The sequence below is a fragment of the Streptomyces albidicamelliae genome, from assembly GCF_025642175.1.
GTDB lineage: Bacteria > Actinomycetota > Actinomycetes > Streptomycetales > Streptomycetaceae > Streptomyces > Streptomyces albidocamelliae.
Genome location: NZ_CP106795.1, coordinates 7,081,243 through 7,101,152 on the forward strand (window position 1 = coordinate 7,081,243; position 19,910 = coordinate 7,101,152).

General features: G+C 72.5%; 15 protein-coding genes and 1 riboswitch. Of the genes, 14 read left to right on the forward strand and 1 reads right to left on the reverse strand.

Going from position 1 to position 19,910, the window contains the following annotated elements:
- Window positions 1-98: 98 nt before the first annotated feature.
- The 10 genes from N8I86_RS32065 to N8I86_RS32110 all read left to right on the forward strand — a co-directional run bounded on the left by N8I86_RS32065 (window position 99) and on the right by N8I86_RS32110 (window position 12,552).
- Window positions 99-1,457, forward strand: coding sequence for a lectin (locus N8I86_RS32065; RefSeq protein ID WP_263279337.1), 1,359 nt, complete (start codon window positions 99-101; stop codon window positions 1,455-1,457).
- Between the two features lie 23 nt (window positions 1,458-1,480).
- On the forward strand, window positions 1,481-3,664 hold the full coding sequence (locus N8I86_RS32070; RefSeq protein ID WP_263279338.1) for an RICIN domain-containing protein: 2,184 nt from the start codon (window positions 1,481-1,483) through the stop codon (window positions 3,662-3,664).
- An 87-nt stretch (window positions 3,665-3,751) separates the two neighbouring features.
- Window positions 3,752-4,612: an SCO4651 family lipoprotein gene (locus tag N8I86_RS32075; protein WP_263279339.1), complete on the forward strand. Its 861-nt coding sequence runs from the start codon at window positions 3,752-3,754 to the stop codon at window positions 4,610-4,612.
- A 72-nt stretch (window positions 4,613-4,684) separates the two neighbouring features.
- Window positions 4,685-5,224 carry a 2Fe-2S iron-sulfur cluster-binding protein gene (locus N8I86_RS32080; RefSeq protein WP_073891252.1) on the forward strand — a complete coding sequence of 180 codons (540 nt, stop codon included), beginning with the start codon at window positions 4,685-4,687 and terminating at the stop codon, window positions 5,222-5,224.
- Window positions 5,221-6,216 carry an FAD binding domain-containing protein gene (locus N8I86_RS32085; RefSeq protein ID WP_123440440.1) on the forward strand — a complete coding sequence of 332 codons (996 nt, stop codon included), beginning with the start codon at window positions 5,221-5,223 and terminating at the stop codon, window positions 6,214-6,216. Before N8I86_RS32080 ends, N8I86_RS32085 begins: the two co-directional genes overlap by 4 nt.
- Window positions 6,217-6,235: 19 nt before the next feature.
- The gene (locus N8I86_RS32090; RefSeq protein WP_263279340.1) at window positions 6,236-8,335 is read left to right on the forward strand and encodes a xanthine dehydrogenase family protein molybdopterin-binding subunit; all 2,100 of its coding nucleotides are present in this window, start codon (window positions 6,236-6,238) and stop codon (window positions 8,333-8,335) included.
- A gap of 2 nt (window positions 8,336-8,337) precedes the next feature.
- On the forward strand, window positions 8,338-10,707 hold the full coding sequence (locus N8I86_RS32095) for a glycoside hydrolase family 65 protein (RefSeq protein ID WP_107423666.1): 2,370 nt from the start codon (window positions 8,338-8,340) through the stop codon (window positions 10,705-10,707).
- Window positions 10,708-10,792: 85 nt separating this feature from the next.
- On the forward strand, window positions 10,793-11,272 hold the full coding sequence (locus tag N8I86_RS32100) for a hypothetical protein (protein ID WP_148088535.1): 480 nt from the start codon (window positions 10,793-10,795) through the stop codon (window positions 11,270-11,272).
- A 105-nt stretch (window positions 11,273-11,377) separates the two neighbouring features.
- Window positions 11,378-11,521: riboswitch (cobalamin riboswitch) on the forward strand.
- 36 nt (window positions 11,522-11,557) lie between these two features.
- Window positions 11,558-11,779, forward strand: coding sequence for a CbtB domain-containing protein (locus N8I86_RS32105; protein WP_073891245.1), 222 nt, complete (start codon window positions 11,558-11,560; stop codon window positions 11,777-11,779).
- Window positions 11,780-11,799: 20 nt separating this feature from the next.
- On the forward strand, window positions 11,800-12,552 hold the full coding sequence (locus N8I86_RS32110; protein WP_263279341.1) for a CbtA family protein: 753 nt from the start codon (window positions 11,800-11,802) through the stop codon (window positions 12,550-12,552).
- Between the two features lie 42 nt (window positions 12,553-12,594).
- Here N8I86_RS32110 and N8I86_RS32115 read toward each other — a convergent pair whose 3' ends face one another.
- Entirely contained in the window at window positions 12,595-13,185 is a 591-nt protein-coding gene (locus N8I86_RS32115) for a histidine phosphatase family protein (protein ID WP_073891241.1), read from the reverse strand.
- A 316-nt stretch (window positions 13,186-13,501) separates the two neighbouring features.
- Between N8I86_RS32115 and N8I86_RS32120 the strand changes: the two genes are divergently transcribed.
- From N8I86_RS32120 to N8I86_RS32135, 4 genes are all read left to right on the forward strand, one after another.
- On the forward strand, window positions 13,502-15,022 hold the full coding sequence (locus tag N8I86_RS32120; protein WP_073892092.1) for a catalase: 1,521 nt from the start codon (window positions 13,502-13,504) through the stop codon (window positions 15,020-15,022).
- A 338-nt stretch (window positions 15,023-15,360) separates the two neighbouring features.
- Window positions 15,361-16,188, forward strand: a complete 828-nt coding sequence (locus tag N8I86_RS32125; protein ID WP_073891239.1) for an FAD binding domain-containing protein — start codon at window positions 15,361-15,363, stop codon at window positions 16,186-16,188.
- Window positions 16,185-18,899 (forward strand): molybdopterin-dependent oxidoreductase, encoded by a 2,715-nt coding sequence (locus N8I86_RS32130; RefSeq protein WP_263279342.1) that lies wholly within the window; start codon window positions 16,185-16,187, stop codon window positions 18,897-18,899. The genes N8I86_RS32125 and N8I86_RS32130 overlap by 4 nt, the downstream gene beginning before the upstream one ends.
- Window positions 18,900-18,905: 6 nt before the next feature.
- The gene (locus tag N8I86_RS32135) at window positions 18,906-19,877 is read left to right on the forward strand and encodes an antibiotic biosynthesis monooxygenase (RefSeq protein WP_073891235.1); all 972 of its coding nucleotides are present in this window, start codon (window positions 18,906-18,908) and stop codon (window positions 19,875-19,877) included.
- Window positions 19,878-19,910: the final 33 nt, after the last annotated feature.

Genomic DNA, 19,910 nt, shown 5'->3' on the forward strand with positions numbered 1-19,910 from the left:
CCTTAATCAAAGCCTATGGACGGCAGGCAACTCCCCTTCACCCGAGGGGAGTTGCCTGCCGCATCCGTCGCCCCCCACGCGAAAGGCCGTACCCGCGCATGGCCAGAACTCTCCCGGCGGCGGCATCGCTCGCCGTCCTGACCCTCTCGGCGGGGCTGTTCGCCGCCGCTCCCGCCCAGGCCGCCACCGGTGCCGTCACCGGCCTGGCCGGCAAGTGCCTGGACGTCGCGGGCGCGAGCTCCGCCGACGGCACGCCCGTCCAGCTCTACGACTGCAACGGCACCGGCGCCCAGCAGTGGACCGTCGGCAGCGACGGCACGATCCGCGCCCTCGGCAAGTGCCTCGACGTCACCGGCAATTCGACCGCCGACGGGGCCAAGGCGCAGCTGTGGTCGTGTACCGGCGGCCCGAACCAGAAGTGGACCGTCACCGCCGCCCACGACATCGTCAACCCGCAGGCGGACAAGTGCCTGGACGTCACCGGCAACAGCTCCGCGAACGGCACCCGCGTCCAGATCTGGAGCTGCGGCGGCGGCGCCAACCAGAAGTGGAACGCCCCCGCGGCGGGCGGCGGCACCACCCCGTCCGCGCCGATGGCCGTCGCGCCGTACCTGTACAACGGCTGGGGCAGCCCGCCGAGCCCCACGACCATCACCCGGGCCACGGGCGTGAAGTGGTTCACCCTCGCCTTCGTGCTCAGCAACGGCTACTGCAACCCGCAGTGGGACGGCAGCCGCCCGCTGACCGGCGGGGTGGACCAGCAGACGGTCACCACGGTGCGGGCGAACGGCGGTGACGTCATCCCGTCCTTCGGCGGATACAGCGGCAACAAGCTGGAGAGCTCCTGCTCCAGCGCGGGCGAACTCGCCGCCGCCTACCAGAAGGTCGTCGACGCGTACGGACTGAAGGCCATCGACATCGACCTGGAGGCCGACGCCTACGGCAACCCCACCGTGCAGCAGCGGACCGTGGACGCGCTGAAGACCGTGAAGGCGAACAACCCCGGTCTGAAGGTGTACATCACCATCGGCACCGGGCAGAGCGGCCCCGACACCGGCCTCATCGACCGGGCCGCCGCCTCCGGGCTGACCGTCGACGCCTGGGCCATCATGCCGTTCGACTTCGGCGGCGCCGGACAGAACATGGGCAACCTCACCACGCGGGCCGCCGAAGGGCTGAAGAACGCGCTGAAGAACGCCTACCACTACAGCGACGACCAGGCCTACCGGGACATGGGCATCTCGTCCATGAACGGCGTCACCGACGACAACGAGACCGTCACGGTGAACGACTTCCGGACCATCCTGGCCTACGCCCAGCAGCACCACCTGGCCCGGCTCACCTTCTGGTCCGCCAACCGCGACCGTCCGTGCACCGGCGGCCCCGCCGACAGTTGCTCCGGCGTCTCCCAGTCCGCCTGGGACTACACCCGCGTCTTCGCCGGCTACACCGGCTGACCCCGTCCCCCCAGGAGACCCCCGTGCCTCGCCCCTCCCGCCGCCGCGGTGCCACCGCGGCCGCGCTGGTCACCGCGGCGGCAGCCGCCCTGCTGACCGGCGCTCCGGCGCCCGCCCGGGCCGCCGCCCTTCCCACCGGATTCGTCACCGTCGTGAACGCCGCGAGCGGCAAGTGTCTCGACGCCCGCGCCGCCGCCACCGCCAACGGCACCGCCGTGCAGCAGTACGCGTGCAACGGCACCACGGCCCAGCAGTGGCGCCTCACCGCCACGAGCGACGGCTACGTCCGCATCGACAACCGCAACGACACCGGCCAGGTCGTGGACGTCTCCGACGTCTCCACCGCCGACAACGCCCAAGTGCACCTGTGGAGTTACGGCGGCGGCGCCAACCAGCAGTGGCTGCCCGTGGACGACGGCGGCGGCGCCTTCCACTTCGTCAACCGCAACAGCGGCAAGTGCCTGGACGACCCCGCCGCGTCCACCGCCGACAGCGTGCAGTTCGTCCAGTACACCTGCAACGGCACCGCCGCCCAGCGCTTCCAGGTGACCCCGGTGACCCAGAACTCCGACGACCCCGACCTCGGTCCCAACGTGGCCCTGTTCGACCCGTCGATGTCCGCGGCCACCATCCAGAGCAGGCTCGACTCGATCTTCAAGCAGCAGGAGACCAACCAGTTCGGCTCCCAGCGCCAAGCCGTCCTGTTCAAGCCCGGCACCTACAGCGCGGACGTCAACGTCGGCTTCTACACCCAGGTCCTCGGCCTCGGTCTGACCCCGGACGCCGTCAACGTGAACGGAGCCGTGCACGCGGAGGCCGACTGGTTCCAGGGCAACGCCACCCAGAACTTCTGGCGCGGCGCCGAGAACCTGTCCGTCACCCCGAGGAACGGCGGCGACCGCTGGGCGGTCTCGCAGGCTGCCGCCTACCGGCGCATGCATCTGCGCGGCAACCTCGCACTCGACGACGGCGGCTGGTCCTCCGGCGGCTACCTCGCCGACAGCAGGATCGACGGGCAGGTCGACTCCGGCAGCCAGCAGCAGTGGCTGACCCGCAACTCGCAGCTCGGCGGCTGGACCGGCTCGAACTGGAACATGGTCTTCGTCGGCAGCCAGGGCGTCCCGGGCACCGGCTTCCCCAACCCGCCGTACACCACCGTCGCGCGGAGCCCCGTCACCCGGGAGAAGCCGTTCCTGTACGTCGACGGCGCGGGGAAGTACCAGGTGTTCGTGCCGTCCACCCGCACCGACTCCACGGCCACCAGCTGGGCGGGCGGCAGCCCGGCCGGCACCTCGCTGCCGCTGAGCCAGTTCTACGTCGTCAAGCCCGGCGCCACCGCCGCACAGATCGACGCGGCCCTCGCCGCCGGACAGAACCTGCTGGTCACCCCCGGCGTCTACCACCTCGACCGGACGCTGAAGGTGACCCGCCCCGACACGGTCGTCCTCGGGCTCGGGCTCGCCACCTTCGTCCCGGACAACGGCATCACCGCCATGACCGTCGCCGACGTGGACGGCGTCAAGATCGCGGGCTTGCTCTTCGACGCCGGCACCACCAGCTCGAAGACCCTCGTCGAGGTCGGGCCGGCCGGCTCCACCGCCTCCCACGCGGCCGACCCGACCTCCCTGCACGACGTCTACTTCCGCATCGGCGGCGCGGGCGTCGGCAAGGCGGCCACCAGCCTCGTCGTCAACAGCGACGACGTCATCGGCGACCACATGTGGATCTGGCGCGCCGACCACGGCAGCGGCGTCGGCTGGACCAGCAACACCGCCGACACCGGGCTCGTCGTCAACGGCGACGACGTGACGATGTACGGGCTGTTCGTCGAGCACTTCCAGAAGTACCAGACGATCTGGAACGGCAACGGCGGCCGCACCTACTTCTTCCAGAACGAGATGCCGTACGACCCGCCGAACCAGTCCGCCTGGATGAACGGATCCACCCAGGGCTACGCCGCCTACAAGGTCGCCGACTCCGTCACCAGCCACCAGGCCTACGGACTCGGCAGCTACTGCTACTTCAACGTCAACCCGTCCGTCACGGCCGCCCGCGCCATCGAGGCACCGAACCGGCCCGACGTCCGCTTCACCAGCATGGTGACCGTCTCCCTCGGCGGCACCGGCACCATCAGCCATGTCGTCAACACCACGGGAGGGCCCTCCAACTCCGGTACGAACGTGGCGAATCTCGTCCGCTACCCGTGATCCGGCGGGCGTGAGCCGCACGGGAGTGGGAAACCGGGTCCGGGTCAGTCACGTCCGGAACGACCCGACCCGCCAGGAGACCCCACCGTGTCGAACACCCGGATCGCAAGCACCGCGGCCGTCCTCGTCCTCGCCGCCGGACTGACCGGCTGCGGCAGCGAGGACGGCTCCGGCGGGGGCGGGGACGCGCAGACAGGCCCGAGCGCGTCCCCGCCCGTCCGCGCGGTCCAGGACGCCTACCGCAGGACGCTGGCCGCGGACACCGCGCGGATGACCGTCACCAGCAAGGTCGTCGCCGACGGCCGCTCCCTGACGGCACACGGCAGCGGCGTGGCCGGCCTGAAGGACGGCACCAGCCGGGTCACCCTGACCTCCCAGGGCACCACCGTCGAGCAGCGCGTGGTCGACGGCGTCGTCTACCAGAAGCCGTCGGGCAAGGACCGCGGTGCCGTACCCGGCGGAAAGACCTGGATGAAGATCGACCTCCGGCGGCTCGCCGGGAAGGGCGCCACCGGGCGGTCCTCGGTCACCGACCCCGCCGAACCGGTCCGCTACCTCCAGCGGGTGGGCACCGGGAACGTCACCCGCCTCGGCACCAGCACCCTCGACGGCACCCGCACCACCCACTACCGCGTCTCCGTACCCGTCTCCGCCCTCACCCGCGGCGACGCCGGACGCGCACAGGAGCTGCGGCGGCAGGTCGGAAAGTCCTCCCTGCCCCTCGACCTGTGGCTCGACGGGCAGGGCAGGCTGCGCCAGGAGAGCGTCCGGCTCGCCCTGCACCCGCTGAAGCAGCGGACGCCCGGCCACGAGAACGCCCAGGTGACCAGCACGACCGTGCTGCGATTCGCGGACTACGGGACCGACGTCCACGTCACCGCGCCACCCGCCCGGGACACCGCCGACGTCACCGACCGGCTCGCCGCGTCCGGCACCGGTGACGGCTGAGACGTGTGAGCCGCCGAGACCTGGATACGCGGAACGCACGGCAGCACCGTCCGTCGGGAGGTCATTCCTGCCATGACCAGCACACACGAGCCCGGCCACCGCTCGGAGATCACTCTCCGGGTGAACGGAAAACCGCACACCGTGTCCGTCGACCACCGGCGCGTCCTGCTGGACCTGCTGCGCGAGGACCTGGACCTCACGGGCTCCAAGAAGGGCTGCGACCACGGCCAGTGCGGTGCCTGCACCGTCCTGGTCGACGGGCGCCGCCTGAACAGCTGTCTGCTGCTCGCGGTCACCCTCGACGGCAGCGAGGTCACCACCGTCGAGGGCCTCGGCGGAGAGGGCGAGGAGCCGCACCCGCTCCAGCGGGCGTTCCTCGACCGGGACGCCTTCCAGTGCGGATACTGCACCCCCGGCCAGATCTGCTCCGCCCTCGGCATGCTCGCCGAGGCCGCGGCCGGCCACCCCTCCCACGTGACCGACCCCGACGCGCCCTCCGGCCGGCCCGTCCGGCTGGACCGGGCCGAGATCCGCGAGCGCATGAGCGGCAACCTGTGCCGGTGCGGCGCCTATCCCCGCATCGTCGAGGCGGTGGAGGACGTGATCCCGTGAACGGCTTCGCCTACGTCAGGCCCGGCAGCCTCCAGGAGGCCGTCGAGGCCTACGCCACCCACCCCGGCGCCCACTACCTCGCCGGCGGCACCAACCTGGTCGACCTGATGAAACTCGGCGTGGAACGCCCCACGGCCCTCATCGACGTGGGCCGGCTGCCGCTGGACCGCGTCGAGGAGCTGCCCGACGGCTCCCTGCGCGCCGGCGCCACGGTCCGCAACAGCGACCTCGCCGCCGACCCCCGCGTCCGCGACCGCTACCCCGTCCTGTCCCAGGCCCTGCTGGCCGGCGCCTCGGGCCAGCTGCGCAACGCCGCCACCACGGGCGGCAACCTGCTCCAGCGCACCCGCTGCCCCTACTTCCAGGACCTCGACAAACCCTGCAACAAGCGGGAGCCTGGCACCGGCTGCGCCGCCCGCGACGGCGTCCACCGCGACCACGCGGTCCTCGGCCACTCCGACAGCTGCATCGCCACCCACCCGTCCGACATGGCCGTCGCGCTCGCCGCCCTCGACGCGCAGATCGAGCTGTACGGCCCCGACGGCAGCCGGCGCGTACCCGTCGCCGACTTCTACCGGCTGCCCGGCGAGCACCCCGAACGCGACACCTGGATCCGTCCCGGCGAACTGATCACCGGAGTGCTGCTGCCCGCCGCCACGGCCGGCGTCCCCTCCGCCTACCGCAAGGCCCGCGACCGGGCGTCGTACGCCTTCGCCCTCGCCTCCGTGGCCGTCGTGCTGCGGGTCGCGGACGGCGTCGTCGACCAGGTGGGCGTCGCGTTCGGCGGGCTCGCCCACCGGCCCTGGCGGGCGAGGCACACCGAACTGGCCCTGCTGGGCGCCCCCGCCGGCCCCGACGCCTTCGAAGGCGCCGTGGCCCTCGAACTCGCCCACGCCGAACCCCTGCGGGACAACGCCTACAAAGTGCCGCTGGCGCGCAACCTCGCCCTGGACGTCCTGAACCGTCTCGCCCCGACGCCCGCGGTGGCCTGAGCCGTCACAGGAGGACCTCATGACCGGCACCGTGCTGGGTGCTCCCGCCGAACGCCGGGAAGGACGCCAGAAGGTCTCCGGCGCCGCCCGCTACGCCGCCGAGTACACCCTGCCCGGCCGCGCGTACGCCTGGCCCGTGCCCGCCGCCGTCGCCCGCGGCCGGGTCACCGCCGTCGACACCTCCGCCGCGCTCGCCCTGCCCGGTGTCCTCGCCGTCCTCACCCCCGGCGACGCGCCGCGCCTCGCCGAGCCGGAGGACGCCACGCTGGCCGTCCTCCAGAACCCGGACGTGCCGCACCGCGGCTGGTGCGTGGCCCTCGCCGTCGCCGACACCCCGGAGGCCGCACGCGCCGCCGCCCGCGCGGTCGGCGTCCGGTACCGGACCACACCGCACGACACCGAACTCACCCTCGACCACCCGGACGGCTACGAGCCGGAGGAGGCCAACGGCGGCTACCCGGGCCGCGTCCGGCAGGGCGACCCGGAAGGCGCCTTCGCCGGCGCCGACGTCCGCGTCGAAGCCCTCTACCGCGTGCCGCCGCTGCACAACCACCCCATGGAGCCGCACGCCAGCACCGCGCACTGGGACGGCGACCGGCTCACCGTCTGGACCTCCACCCAGGGCGGGACGGTCGTCCGCTCCGTCCTCGCCCAGCTGTTCGAGCTGCCCGAGGACTCCGTCACCGTCGTCTCCGAACACGTCGGCGGCGGCTTCGGCTCCAAGGGCACCCCGCGCCCCGACGTCGTCCTCGCCGCCATGGCCGCCCGGCGCACCGGCCGCCCCGTCACCCTCGCCCTTCCCCGCCGCCACCTGCCCACCGCCGTCGGCCACCGCGCCCCCACGATCCAGCGGCTGCGGCTCGGCGCGAGCCCCGACGGCCGGCTCACCGCCCTGCTGCACGAGGTGACCACCCACACCTCCCGGGTGAAGGAGTTCGTGGAGCAGGCCGCCGTGCCCTCCCGGATCATGTACGCCACCCCCCACCTGCTCAGCTCCCACCGGGTCGTCCCGCTCGACGTGCCCAGCCCGTCCTGGATGCGGGCCCCCGGCGAGGCGCCCGGCATGTACGCCCTCGAATCGGCCATGGACGAACTCGCCGACGCGCTCGGCATGGACCCCGTGGAACTGCGCCTGCGCAACGAACCCGACCGCGAGCCCGGCAGCGGCAAACCCTTCAGCAGCCGGCACCTCGCCGAATGCCTGCGCGAGGGCGCCCGCCGCTTCGGCTGGGCCGACCGCGACCCGCGCCCGGGCAACCGCCGCGAGGGCCCGCTGCTCATCGGCACCGGCGTCGCCGCGGCCACCTACCCCACCATGGCCGTCCCCGCCACCGCGACCGCCCACGCCCTCCCCGACGGCACCTTCGCCGTCCGCATCAACGCGACCGACATCGGCACCGGGGCCCGTACCGTCCTCGCCCAGATCGCCGCCGACGTCCTCGACGTGCCCCTGGACCGCGTCCGCACCGACATCGGGCACAGCGACCTGCCGCCGGCCTGGGTCGCCGGCGGCTCCATGGGCAGCGCCTCCTGGGGCTGGGCCGTGCACGAGGCGTGCGCCGAACTGGCCTCCCGGCTGGCCGCCCACACCGGACCGCTGCCCGTCGAGGGCATCGAGGTCCGCGCCGACACCAGCGGGAAGGCCGACGCCGACAGCCCCTACGCCCGGCACGCCTTCGGCGCCCACTTCGCCGAGACCGCCGTCGACACCGTCACCGGCGAGGTCCGCGTACGCCGGCTCCTCGGGATCTTCGCGGCCGGCCGGATCCTCAACGCCCGCACCGCACGCTCCCAGTTCACCGGCGCCATGACCATGGGCCTGGGCATGGCCCTCACCGAACACAGCACCGTGGACGGCGCGTTCGGCGACTTCACGGAGGCCGACCTCGCCGCCTACCACGTGCCCGCCCACGCCGATGTCCCCGACATCGAGGCCGACTGGCTCGACGAGGACGACCCCCACCTCAACCCCATGGGCAGCAAGGGCATCGGCGAGATCGGTATCGTCGGCACCGCCGCCGCCATCGGCAACGCCGTCCACCACGCCACCGGGATCCGCTTCCGCGAACTGCCCCTCACCCCGGACCGGATCCTCACCGCCCTGCTGTCCGAGGGGTGACGGTGACGGGCCCGGCCTGGGAGTACGACGGCTACCGGCCCGAGGAGGAGCGGCTGCGGGAGTCCCTGTGCACCCTCGGCAACGGCTACTTCGCGACCCGCGGAGCGCTGCCCGAGTGCACCGCCGACGCCGTCCACCACCCCGGCACCTACGCCGCCGGCTGCTACGACCGGCTCACCTCCGACGTCGCCGGGCGGCGGGTCGAGAACGAGGACATGGTCAACCTGCCCAACTGGCTGCCGCTGCGCTTCCGCCCGGCCGGCGCCCACTGGCTCACCCCGGACACCGACCCGGTCACCGACCACCACCAGGTGCTCCACCTCGACCCCGGCCTGCTGGAACGCCGTACCCGCTACGCCCTTCCGGCCGGCGGCTCGCTGCACGTGCGCCAGCTGCGCCTCGTCCATCTGCACGACCCCCATCTCGCCGCCCTGCGCACCGAGTTCACCGTCGAGGGCGACACCGTCGAGCTGGAGGTCGAGTCCGCGATCGACGGCGAGGTCACCAACTCCGGTGTGGCCCGCTACCGGGACCTCGACGGCAGGCACCTCACCCACGTCCACACCGGCACCGCCGCGTCCGGCACGGTCTGGCTGCGCTGCCGCACCCGCACCTCGGACATCAGCTTCGAACTCGCCGCCCGGCTGACCGCCGACGCCCCGGTCACCCACGCCGGCGAAGGCCGACGGGCGGTCCAGCGCGTCCGGTTGCGCCTGCCGCCCGGCCGTACCGTCACCCTGGACAAGACCGTCGCGCTGCACACCTCCCGCGACCCCGCCATCGGCGACCCGCTCCGTGCCGCGGTCGACCGGGTCCGGGACGCGCCCGGCTTCGACGAACTGCTGGAGACACACGCGGCGGCCTGGGACCAGCTGTGGCGGCGCACCGCGCTGGAGGTGCCCGGCGAGGCGGGCAGCATCCTGCGCCTGCACCTGTTCCACCTGCTGCAGACCCTCTCCCCGCACACCGCCGACCTCGACGTCGGCGTCCCCGCGCGCGGACTGCACGGCGAGGCCTACCGCGGACACGTCTTCTGGGACGAACTCTTCGTCCTGCCCTACCTCAACCTGCACCTGCCCGAGGTCTCCCGCGCCCTGCTGCGCTACCGCCACCGCCGGCTGGACGCCGCCTGCCACGCCGCCCACGAACTCGGCCGGCGCGGCGCGCGGTATCCCTGGCAGAGCGGCAGCGACGGCCGCGAGGAGACCCAGCAGCTCCACCTCAACCCGCGCTCCGGCCGCTGGCTGCCCGACCACTCCCGGCTCCAGCACCACGTGGGCTCGGCCGTCGCGTACAACGTGTGGCAGTACTGGGAGGCGACCGGCGACCTCGACTTCCTGCACGGCGAGGGCGCCGAGATGCTGCTCCAGATCGCCCGTTTCTGGGCGGACTCCGCCGGCTACGACCCCCACCTCGGCCGGTACCGCATCCGTGGCGTGGTCGGCCCCGACGAGTACCACGACGCCTATCCCGGCGCGAGCCGGCCGGGCCTGGACGACAACGCGTACACCAACGTCACCGCCGCCTGGGTGCTCGACCGCGCGCTGGAGCTGCTGCGCGCCCTGCCCGAGCCACGCCGCCGCGAACTCACCGAGGCCGTCGGCCTGGCCGAGGACGAGCCCGCCCGCTGGGAGGAGGTCTCGCGCACCCTGCACGTCCCCTTCCACGACGGGGTGATCAGCCAGTTCGAGGGGTACGCCGGCCTCGCCGAGCTGGACTGGGACGGCTACCGGAAACGGTACGGCGACATCCGCCGCCTGGACCGGATCCTGGAGGCGGAGGGCGACACCGTCAACCGGTACAAGGCGTCCAAGCAGGCCGACGTGCTGATGCTCGGCTACCTCTTCGCCCCACCCGAACTACGCTCCCTGTTCGACCGGTTGGGCTACCCGCTGGACGAGCGGACCTGGACCGCGACCGTGGACCACTACCTGCACCGCACCAGTCACGGCTCCACCCTCAGCGGCCTGGTCCACGGCTGGATCCTGGCCCGGGCCCGCCGCACCGACGCCTGGGCCTTCGTCCAGGAGGCGCTGCGCGGCGACATCGCCGACCTCCAGGGCGGCACCACCGGGGAGGGCATCCACCTCGGCGCCATGGCCGGCACGCTCGACCTCGTCCAGCGCGGGCTGACCGGCCTGGAGACCCGGGGCGGCGCCCTGCGCCTCGACCCCGTCCCGCTGCCCGAACTCTCCTCCTACGGCTTCGCCATCCGCTACCACGGCCACTGGGGCGTCCACCTGCGCCTGCGCAGCGGCCTGCTGGAGATCGCCGTACCGGCCTCCGGCCGCGGCCCCATCGACCTCCGTCTGCGGGACCTGGCGGTCGGGGTCCGGCCGGGGGAGACGGCCCGGCTCGTGCTTCCGGAGTAGTCCCTCGCCCATGCGTGAAGGAGCCCCGGAACCTGTGGATATCCTCTGCGTATTGTCAGGTCCCTGTAAGGCATGGATCCACCGCATGAGAAGACGAAACCTCTGGGCGACGGCCGTGGCCCCGGCCGTCCTGGTGACGACGGTGCTCACCTGGTGGCTGGTCCGCGATCCCGCCCCGTACGCCCTGAGCGGCGGACCGGCGGTGCACCTCACCGTGCGTCCCGAGAAGTCCCGCTATCCCGAGGCCGGGGAGGTCGCGGACGAGGCCCGGCTGCTCCTCGAGGTGTACGTCCAGCGCCTGAGGGCCGGTGACGCCGACGGCCTGGCCGACCTGGGCGCCCCCTGGTACACCGGACGCGACCGGGCCGCGCGCGACCTGGTCGACCGCTACCGCGCGCACGCCGGCGGAGCGGCCGAGGCGATCGTGCGGGATCCGGCCGTACCGGACCTGGCCGGTGTGGAACTCCGCTTCGGCGACGGCCGGCGGCAGACCCTGGGGATCAGCCGCGACCACGACGACGTGTGGTGGCTGCAACTGGGAGACGGCGACCCCGTGGCGCCATAGGCGCGCCGGACGGAACGGCCGCCCCACGGCTTCCCCCTGAGACCCGGAACTGACGTACCGTCACGAGAGGAAGATCACGACTGTGGACGCGGTCTTGGCCGCGCACGCGTCTCGCGGTACGGTCTGTCCGATATCGACGACGGCGAGACGGAAGCCGGTGGGAATCCGGCACGGTCGCGCCACTGTATGCGGGACACCCCTCGGGGTGGTCCGCCGAGTCAGACCCGTGGCCGTCGTCCTGTGCACCACCGAGATGGGACGCGAACTCCCAGAGGAGGTCCTGCCATGGCGCAGACCGTCGCTCAGCCGACAGCCACCACCCCCGCCGTTCCCGCCACGCTGCCGCTGAAGGCGATAGCACCCTGGGCGGTCTTCTTCGGCGTCCTGATGCTCGTCCTGCTCTACTTCGTCGGCGCCGAACAGGGCGCCACCTCCGTGTTCAACGGCACCGACGTCCACGAGTGGGTGCACGACGCCCGCCACCTGCTCGGCTTCCCCTGCCACTGACGCGAGGGACTCCGCGCACCATGAACTCCGCAACGGTAAGAAACCTTCTCGTGCGGGGCATGCTCGCCGGCCTCGTGGCCGGCGTGCTCGCCCTCGTCGTGGCCTACCTCCTCGGTGAGCCGAGCGTCGACCAGGCGATCGCCTTCGAGGACGCCCACGCGCACGAGCACGAGATGGAAGTCGTCTCCCGCTCCCTGCAGGCCACCGCCGGCCTCGCCACGGGTGTCCTCGTCTACGGGGTCGCCTTCGGCGGCATCGCCGCGCTCGCGTACTCCTTCGCGCTCGGCCGTGTCGGCCGGTTCAGCCCGCGGGCGACCGCGCTGCTGCTGTCCGGCTGCGCGCTGGTCGCCGTGTACGTCGTACCGTTCCTGAAGTACCCGGCCAACCCGCCGTCCGTCGGTCAGCCCGAGACCATCGGCAAGCGGACCACCCTGTTCTTCCTGATGATGGCCCTCAGCGTGCTCCTCGCGGTGGGCGCCACCATCCTCGGCAAGCGTCTCGCGCCCCGTCTGGGCAACTGGTGGGCGACCGTCGCCGCGATGGCCGCCTTCGTCGTGGTCATCGGGCTCGCCTACGCCTTCCTGCCCGCCGTCAACGAACTGCCCGCGCACTTCCCGGCCCGCCTGCTGTGGCGGTTCCGGCTCTCCACCCTGGCCATCCAGACCGTCCTGTGGGCCTCATTCGGCCTGCTCTTCGGCGAGTTGGCCGAGCGGCAGCTGAACCCCCGGCCGGCGAAGGCGTCTTCGGGGCGGACGGTTCCCGCCCCGCACTGACGGTCCCGGAGGCGGCCTCCTGAGCCACGGCGACCGCCCGGCTCAGGGGGCGGCGGCCGCGTCCTGTCCGGTCAGCGGCCGGCCGAGCCGCAGATTCCACCGTCCGGCCCGGCCGCTCAGTTCCGTCGCCGTCAACGGCGGCACGTCCAGCCGCCAGAAGGCGTCCGCGGGCAGACCGAGGACGTGCACGACCGCGGCCCGTACGACCTCCGGCTCGACCACGGCGAGGGTGCGGCCGTCCGTCCCCTGTACGGCGTCCAGCCACCGCCCGACCCGTTCGCACATCTCCCGTACCGACTCGCCACCGTGGGGCGCGGATCCGGCGTCGGTGAGCCAGCGGCCCACGGCCTCCGGTTCGGCGGCCCCCACCTCCTCCAGGGTGCGGCCCCGCCAGCGGCCCGCGTCCAGACCCGCCGGCGCGGAGTCCCGCGCACCGACGAGGCCCAGCGCCCCGGCCGTCTCCCGGCAGCGCACGCTGGGCGAGGTCAGCACCCGGCCGGGAGCGCGCAGGCACCCGGCGGCGGAGCGGGCGCCGGCCGCCCCGGCCTCGTCGAGCGAGTCGCCGTCGTCGAAGCGGGCCCTGCGCATCGACGGGCTCGTCGCGGGCGAGACGAGGGTGACGCGGCTGGTCACGTGCCTGTTCCTCCTGCTGCTTCACCGGGTGCGCGGGCCGGCACCGGGTACCGGGAGTGGCCCGGCGGTCCGCCGCGAACCTAACACCCGCCCCGAGAAGGCGGGCGCCCCGTCCCGCACCCCGCACTACATCCCGACGAGGGTGTTTAGTCCGCTCTCCGTGGGTCACGCGATCCGGGGAACCAGGTGCCGGCCGGGACCGCTCCCGCGCGTGCGCGGGAAGGACAGCGCAGGGAGGCGAGTGCCGCCCCGCTGGTGGGAGACCGGCGCCCAGGAGCCGCCGCGCCGCCGCCGGCGCACGACGAAAGGCAGCCTCATGACGGAGATCCGCCCCGCCACCACCTCCGATTCGGGCGCACCCGTGGAGAGTGACGAACACTCGCTCACCGTCGGCCCCGGAGGGCCGATCCTGCTCCAGGACGCGTATCTGATCGAGCAGATGGCGCAGTTCAACCGGGAGAGGATTCCCGAGCGCCAGCCGCACGCCAAGGGAAGCGGCGCCTTCGGTCATTTCGAGGTGACCCACGACGTCAGCGCCTACACCAAGGCGGCGGTCTTCCAGCCCGGCACGCGCACCGACCTGGTCGCCCGCTTCTCGACCGTCGCCGGTGAGCGCGGTAGCCCGGACACCTGGCGCGACCCGCGCGGCTTCGCGGTGAAGTTCTACACCAGCGAGGGCAACTACGACATGGTCGGCAACAACACCCCGGTGTTCTTCGTCAAGGACCCGATGAAGTTCCAGCACTTCATCCGGTCCCAGAAGCGCCGCGCCGACAACAACCTGCGCGACCACGACATGCAGTGGGACTTCTGGACCCTCTCCCCGGAGTCCGCGCACCAGGTCACCTGGCTGATGGGAGACCGGGGCGTGCCGCGGACCTGGCGCCACATGAACGGCTACACCTCGCACACCTACATGTGGATCAACGCGGCCGGCGAGCGGTTCTGGGTGAAGTACCACTTCAAGACGGACCAGGGCATCGAGTGCTTCACCCAGGACGAGGCCGACCAGATGGCCGCCGCCGACACGGACTACCACACCCGTGATCTCTTCGAGCACATCAGGGACGGCGACTTCCCCAGCTGGACCCTGTACGTGCAGGTCATGCCGTACGAGGAGGCCGCGTCCTACCGGTTCAACCCGTTCGACCTCACCAAGGTGTGGCCGCACGGCGACTATCCGCTCATCCAGGTCGGGCGCATGACGCTGGACCGCAACCCCACCGACAACCACGCCCAGATCGAGCAGGCGGCCTTCCAGCCGAACAACCTCGTCCCCGGTATCGGGCCGAGCCCGGACCGGATGCTGCTGGCCCGGCTGTTCTCCTACGCGGACGCCCACCGGTACCGCATCGGGGCCAACTACCAGCAGCTGCCGGTGAACGCCCCGGTCGTCGACGTCCACACGTACTCCAAGGACGGGGCGATGGCGTACCGGAACACGACCGACCCGGTGTACGCGCCGAACTCCAAGGGCGGCCCCGCGGCGGACACCGAGCGCTACGGCTCCCCGCCGAGCTGGACCGCCGACGGCGAGATCACCCGCGCGGCCTACGTCTCCCACCCGGAGGACGACGACTGGGGGCAGCCCGGCACCCTGGTGCGCGAGGTCCTGGACGACGCGGCCCGCGACCGCCTGGTCGACAACGTCGTGGGGCACCTCCTGAACGGCGTCAGCGAACCCGTCCTGGAACGTGCCTTCACCTACTGGTCGAACATCGACGAGACCATCGGCAAGCGCATCGCCGACGGCGTACGGGCCAAGGCGGACGAGAAGGACCCCAAGGCCGCCGAACAGGCCAACCCCGCCCGGAGCTCGATGCAGCACAAGGCCTGACCACCTCCCGGCGCGCCCCGGCGCGCCGCCCGCCGTGCCCGAAGACGGCCGCCCCAGGGTCTCCCGCCCTGGGGCGGCCGCCGTCGCACCGAGCGAGAGACCAGCGGGTCCGGCCCACGACGGTGACTCTCCGGAGCGGTGAAGCTCCTCTCGGCCGCTCCTGCACGAGCCCTCAGCCGCGGACCGCGATAAAATGCCAGTCGCGGGATCCGCGCGGCCGAGCCGCCCCGCACGGTGCGGGAAGGCGGCCGCGGTCTGCTCGATCGGGCAGGAGGATCCGGCAGTGCCGAGGGGCCGGTCGTCGGCTCCGCGGTCCGTTCACCCGTAGGCCGGCTGCCATGGACCTCACCACCATCACCGAAGTCGTCCGGCGACCTTCCGAGCGGCCGGGCACCGACTGGCGCGAGGGCGACGCCTGGCTCGCGGGCGGCACGTGGCTCTACTCCACGGAGCAGCCCGGCCTGCGACGGCTGATCGACCTGACGGCCCTGCGCTGGGAACCCCTCGTCACCACGGACGAGGGCCTGGAGATCGGCGCCACCTGCACGGTCCAGCACCTGTACGCCCACCCGTGGCCGCGCCGCTGGACCGCGGGCATCCTCTTCCGCAAGAGCTGTGAGGCGTTCCTGTCCTCGTTCAAGGTCTGGAACGCGGCGACCGTCGGCGGCAACATCTGCATGTCCCTGCCCGCCGGCCCGATGATCACACTGACGGTCGCCCTGGAGGCGCGATACGAACTGTGGGCGCCCGACGGTTCCGTGCGCTGCGTGGACGCCCTCGACTTCGTCACGGGCGACCACCGGAACGTCCTCGGCCCCGGGGAGATCCTCCGGCGCGTCACCGTCCCGGAGCGGGCGCTGCGCAAACGCACCGCGCACCGCCGGTTCACGCTGACCCGGCTCGGCCGTTCCACGGTCTTCCTCGTCGGCACCCAACGGCCGGGAGCGAACGACCTGCTGCTCACCGTCACCGCGGGCACCACGCGACCGGTCCGCTTCGCCTTCGACTCCCTGCCCGACGCCCGGACCCTGCGGCAGAGCATCGACGCCGTGCCGGCCGGCCTCTGGTTCGCCGATCCCAACGGGACCCCCGACCACCGCCGCCACCTGACACGGTACTTCGCCGAAGAGATCCGCCGCGAACTCACGGCTGGGGACCTGGCATGAGCTACGTCGTCAACGGCAGGGAGTTCGACCGGGAGCCGGCCCCCGGCCAGTGCCTGCGCACCTTCCTGCGCGAACTCGGCCACTTCGGCGTCAAGAAGGGGTGCGACGCGGGCGACTGCGGCGCCTGCACGGTGTGGCTGGACGGCACACCCGTGCACAGCTGCGTCACCCCCGCGTTCCGCGCCGACGGCCGCGAGGTGACCACCATCGAGGGCCTCGGCCGGCCCGGCGCCCCGCATCCGATGCAACGGCAGTTCGAGGACGCCCCCGGCTTCCAGTGCGGTTTCTGCACCGCGGGGATGATCATGACGTCGGCGGCCCTCACCGAGGAGCAGAAGGCGGACCTGCCACGGGCGTTGAAGGGCAACCTCTGCCGCTGCACCGGATACCGGGCGATCGAGGACGCCGTGAAGGGCCTCGGCGCCGTGGAGACGGCGGCACCGGGCAAGGCCGTCGGCACGAGCGTCGGCGCGCCCGCGGGCCACGACGTGGTGACCGGCCGCGCCGAGTTCACCATGGACACCCACATCGACGGGATGCTGCACCTCAAGGTGCTGCACTCGCCGCACGCGCACGCCAGGATCCTGTCGGTCGACCGGAGCGCCGCCCTGGCGGTGCCGGGGGTGCACCGGGTCTACACCTGGGAGGACGTACCCCGCAGACGGTTCACCACGGCGATCCACACCGATCACCTGGTCGACCCGGACGACACCTGCATCCTCGACGACACGGTCCGCTTCGTGGGACAGCGCGTCGCGGCGGTCCTGGCCGACACCGTCGGGGCGGCGGAGGAGGGCTGCCGGCGTCTCGGCGTCGCGTACGAGGTGCTGCCGGCGGTGTTCGAACCGGAGGCCGCGATGGCCGACGGCGCACCCCAACTGCACGGCTCCCACGACCCGTTCGTCCGCGACCCCGGCCACAACGTCCTCCTCGAACTCCACGCGCACATCGGCGACGTCGACGCGGGATTCGCCGCCGCCGACGTGGTCCACGAGGGCACCTACTTCTCGCCGCGGGTGCAGCACGCCCATCTGGAGACCCACGGAGCCGTCGCCTGGATGGAGGACGGCCGGCTGACCGTCCGCACCAGCTCGCAGTCACCGTCGATCGCCAAGGTCAAGCTGGAGTACCTGTTCGCCCTGCGCCCGGACCAGCTGAGGGTGTTCTGCAAGCGTGTCGGCGGCGGTTTCGGCGGCAAGCAGGAGGTGATCGCCGAGGACCTGGTCGCCCTCGCCACCCTGGACACCGGGCGGCCCACCTGTCTCGAGTACACCCGCGAGGAGGAGTTCACCACGGCCTCGCCGCGGCATCCGATGACCCTGACGGTCAAGCTCGGTGCGAAGGCGGACGGCACGCTCACCGCGTTCCAGGTGCGCAACGTGTCGAACACCGGGGCCTACGGCAACCACGGCGGCGAAACGCTGTACGCGGGCGGAGCGGCCGTCATGATCTACCGCTGCCCGAACAAGAAGTACGACGCCTGGTCCGTCTACACCAACACCGTGCCGAGCGGGGCGCTGCGCGGCTACGGGATGACCCAGCCGGCGTTCGCGGTGGAGTCGGCGATGGACGAACTGGCCCGAGCCCTCCACCTCGATCCGCTGGAACTGCGCCGCCGCAACATCGTGCGGCCCGGGGAGCCCTTGGTCGCCCTGCACGACGGCCCCGACGACGTGATCTTCACCGAGGACGGACTCGCCGCGTGCATCGACCTCGTGGGTGACGCCCTGGCCCGGGCGGCCGACCGGCCGCCCCCCGGCCCCGAGTGGCTCGTCGGGAACGGCGTGGCGAGTTCGCTGCACGAGACCGCACCCCCCACGGAGCACCTCTCCGAGGCCTGGGTCACGCTCGGGGACGACCTCCGCTACGAAGTGGCGGTCGGCACCGTCGAGTTCGGGGAGGGAACCTCCACGGCCCATGTCCAGATCGCGGCAGACCAGCTGGGTACGACCCCCTCGCGGATCCGCCTGGTGCAGTCCGACACCGACCGCACGGGATTCGACACCGGTGCCTTCGCGAGCGCCGGCCTCTTCGTCGCGGGCAACGCCGTCCTGCGGGCGGCCGGCGCCGTGCGCGACCGCATCCTGGAGTTCGCCGCCGCGCACACGGGTGTCCACGTCGTGATGTGCGCGATGGACGACGACGCGGTCCGGTGCGGGGACCGGCGGGTGCCGCTGGCCGAGCTCGTCGCGCTGGCCCGCCGCCGCGGGATCCGCTTCACCGCAGCGCGCAAGGCCTACGGCTCGCCCCGCAGCGTCACCTCCAACACGCAGGGATTCCGGGTCGCCGTGCACCGCGTGACGGGCGAGGTGCGCATCCTGTACAGCGTGCACGCGGCGGACGCCGGAGTGATCATCAACCCGGCGCAGGTACGCGGGCAGGTGGAGGGCGGTGTCGCCCAGGGGATCGGCTTCGCGCTGACCGAGAACCACCATGTCCACGACGGCGTCATGACCAACCCGAACCTCCGCAACTACCGCATCCCCGCCTTCGCCGACGTCCCCCGCACCGAGGTCCTGCTGGTCGGCTCGACGGACTCGGTGGGGCCCGTGCGGGCGAAGGGCATGGCGGAGTGCTGCATCAACCCGGTGGCCCCGGCGCTCGCGAACGCGGTGCACGACGCGACGGGCGTCCGCTACCGGGCACTGCCGCTGACCCCGGAACGCATCTACGGCCGGCTCCCCGCGGAGCAGTCGGTGCCGGCGGGCTGAGCCACCATGAGCGCCGGAAGGAACGTGGCCGCCGCGGCGACGGCGATCATCGGCCAGAAGGTCCTGCCAGGCATGGAGCGGGAGTTCGAGACGTGGCAGGAGAACCTCAACGCGGCGGCCGCCCGCTACCCGGGTTTCCTCGGCGCCGAGATCTCCCCGCCGACACCGCTGCAATCGGACTGGGTGGTCGTGTACCGGTTCGACTCGGTGGCGCACCTGCAGGCATGGATCAACAGCCGCACCCGGCAGACGTATCTCGACGTCGGCGCCCGGTACTTCGACGGCCCCGCGACCCAGCAGGTGGTGAGCAGCGGCACCCGGTCACCGGATCCGCTGGTCACCGTGGTGGTCACCCACCGCGTCCCGCCGGACCAGGTCGACGACTTCCTCGACTGGCAGCAGCGCATGGTCCAGGAGGAGAGCAAGTTCGAGGGGTTCCGCGGGACCGAGCTCTTCCGCCCCGTCGAGGGGCTCCAGGAGGAGTGGACCACGCTGTACCGCTACGACAGCGCCGAGCACCTCGACGCCTGGCTGACGTCGCCGCAACGCCGGGAGATCCTCGCCGAGGGGGAGAAGTTCAGCGCCTACCGGCTGCACACGATCGACAACTCCTTCGGCAGCTGGTTCGCCTTCGACGGCGCCGGCGAGGAGGCGCCGCCACCCTCCGAGACCAGGACCTCCCTGGCCATCTGGGTCGGCCTGTACCCGACGGTCGTGCTGCTGACGCTCGCCCTGTCCCCCCTGCACCTGCCGCTCTGGATCGGCCTGCTCGTGGGCAACCTGCTGTCGAGTCTCCTCATGAGCTTCCTGACCATGCCCTACTACGTGAACCCGCTGCTCGGGCGCTGGCTGCGGCCACCCCCGCACGAGTCGGCGAGCAGAACCAACCTCCGTGGCCTCGGCATCGTCGCCGTCGCGATGGCGTTCTGGGCCCTCGTCTTCTACCTCGTCACGGTCCGCTGGTGGACACTGCCCTGACGCGCGCCCCGCCCCCTCTGCATGCGTCGTGGA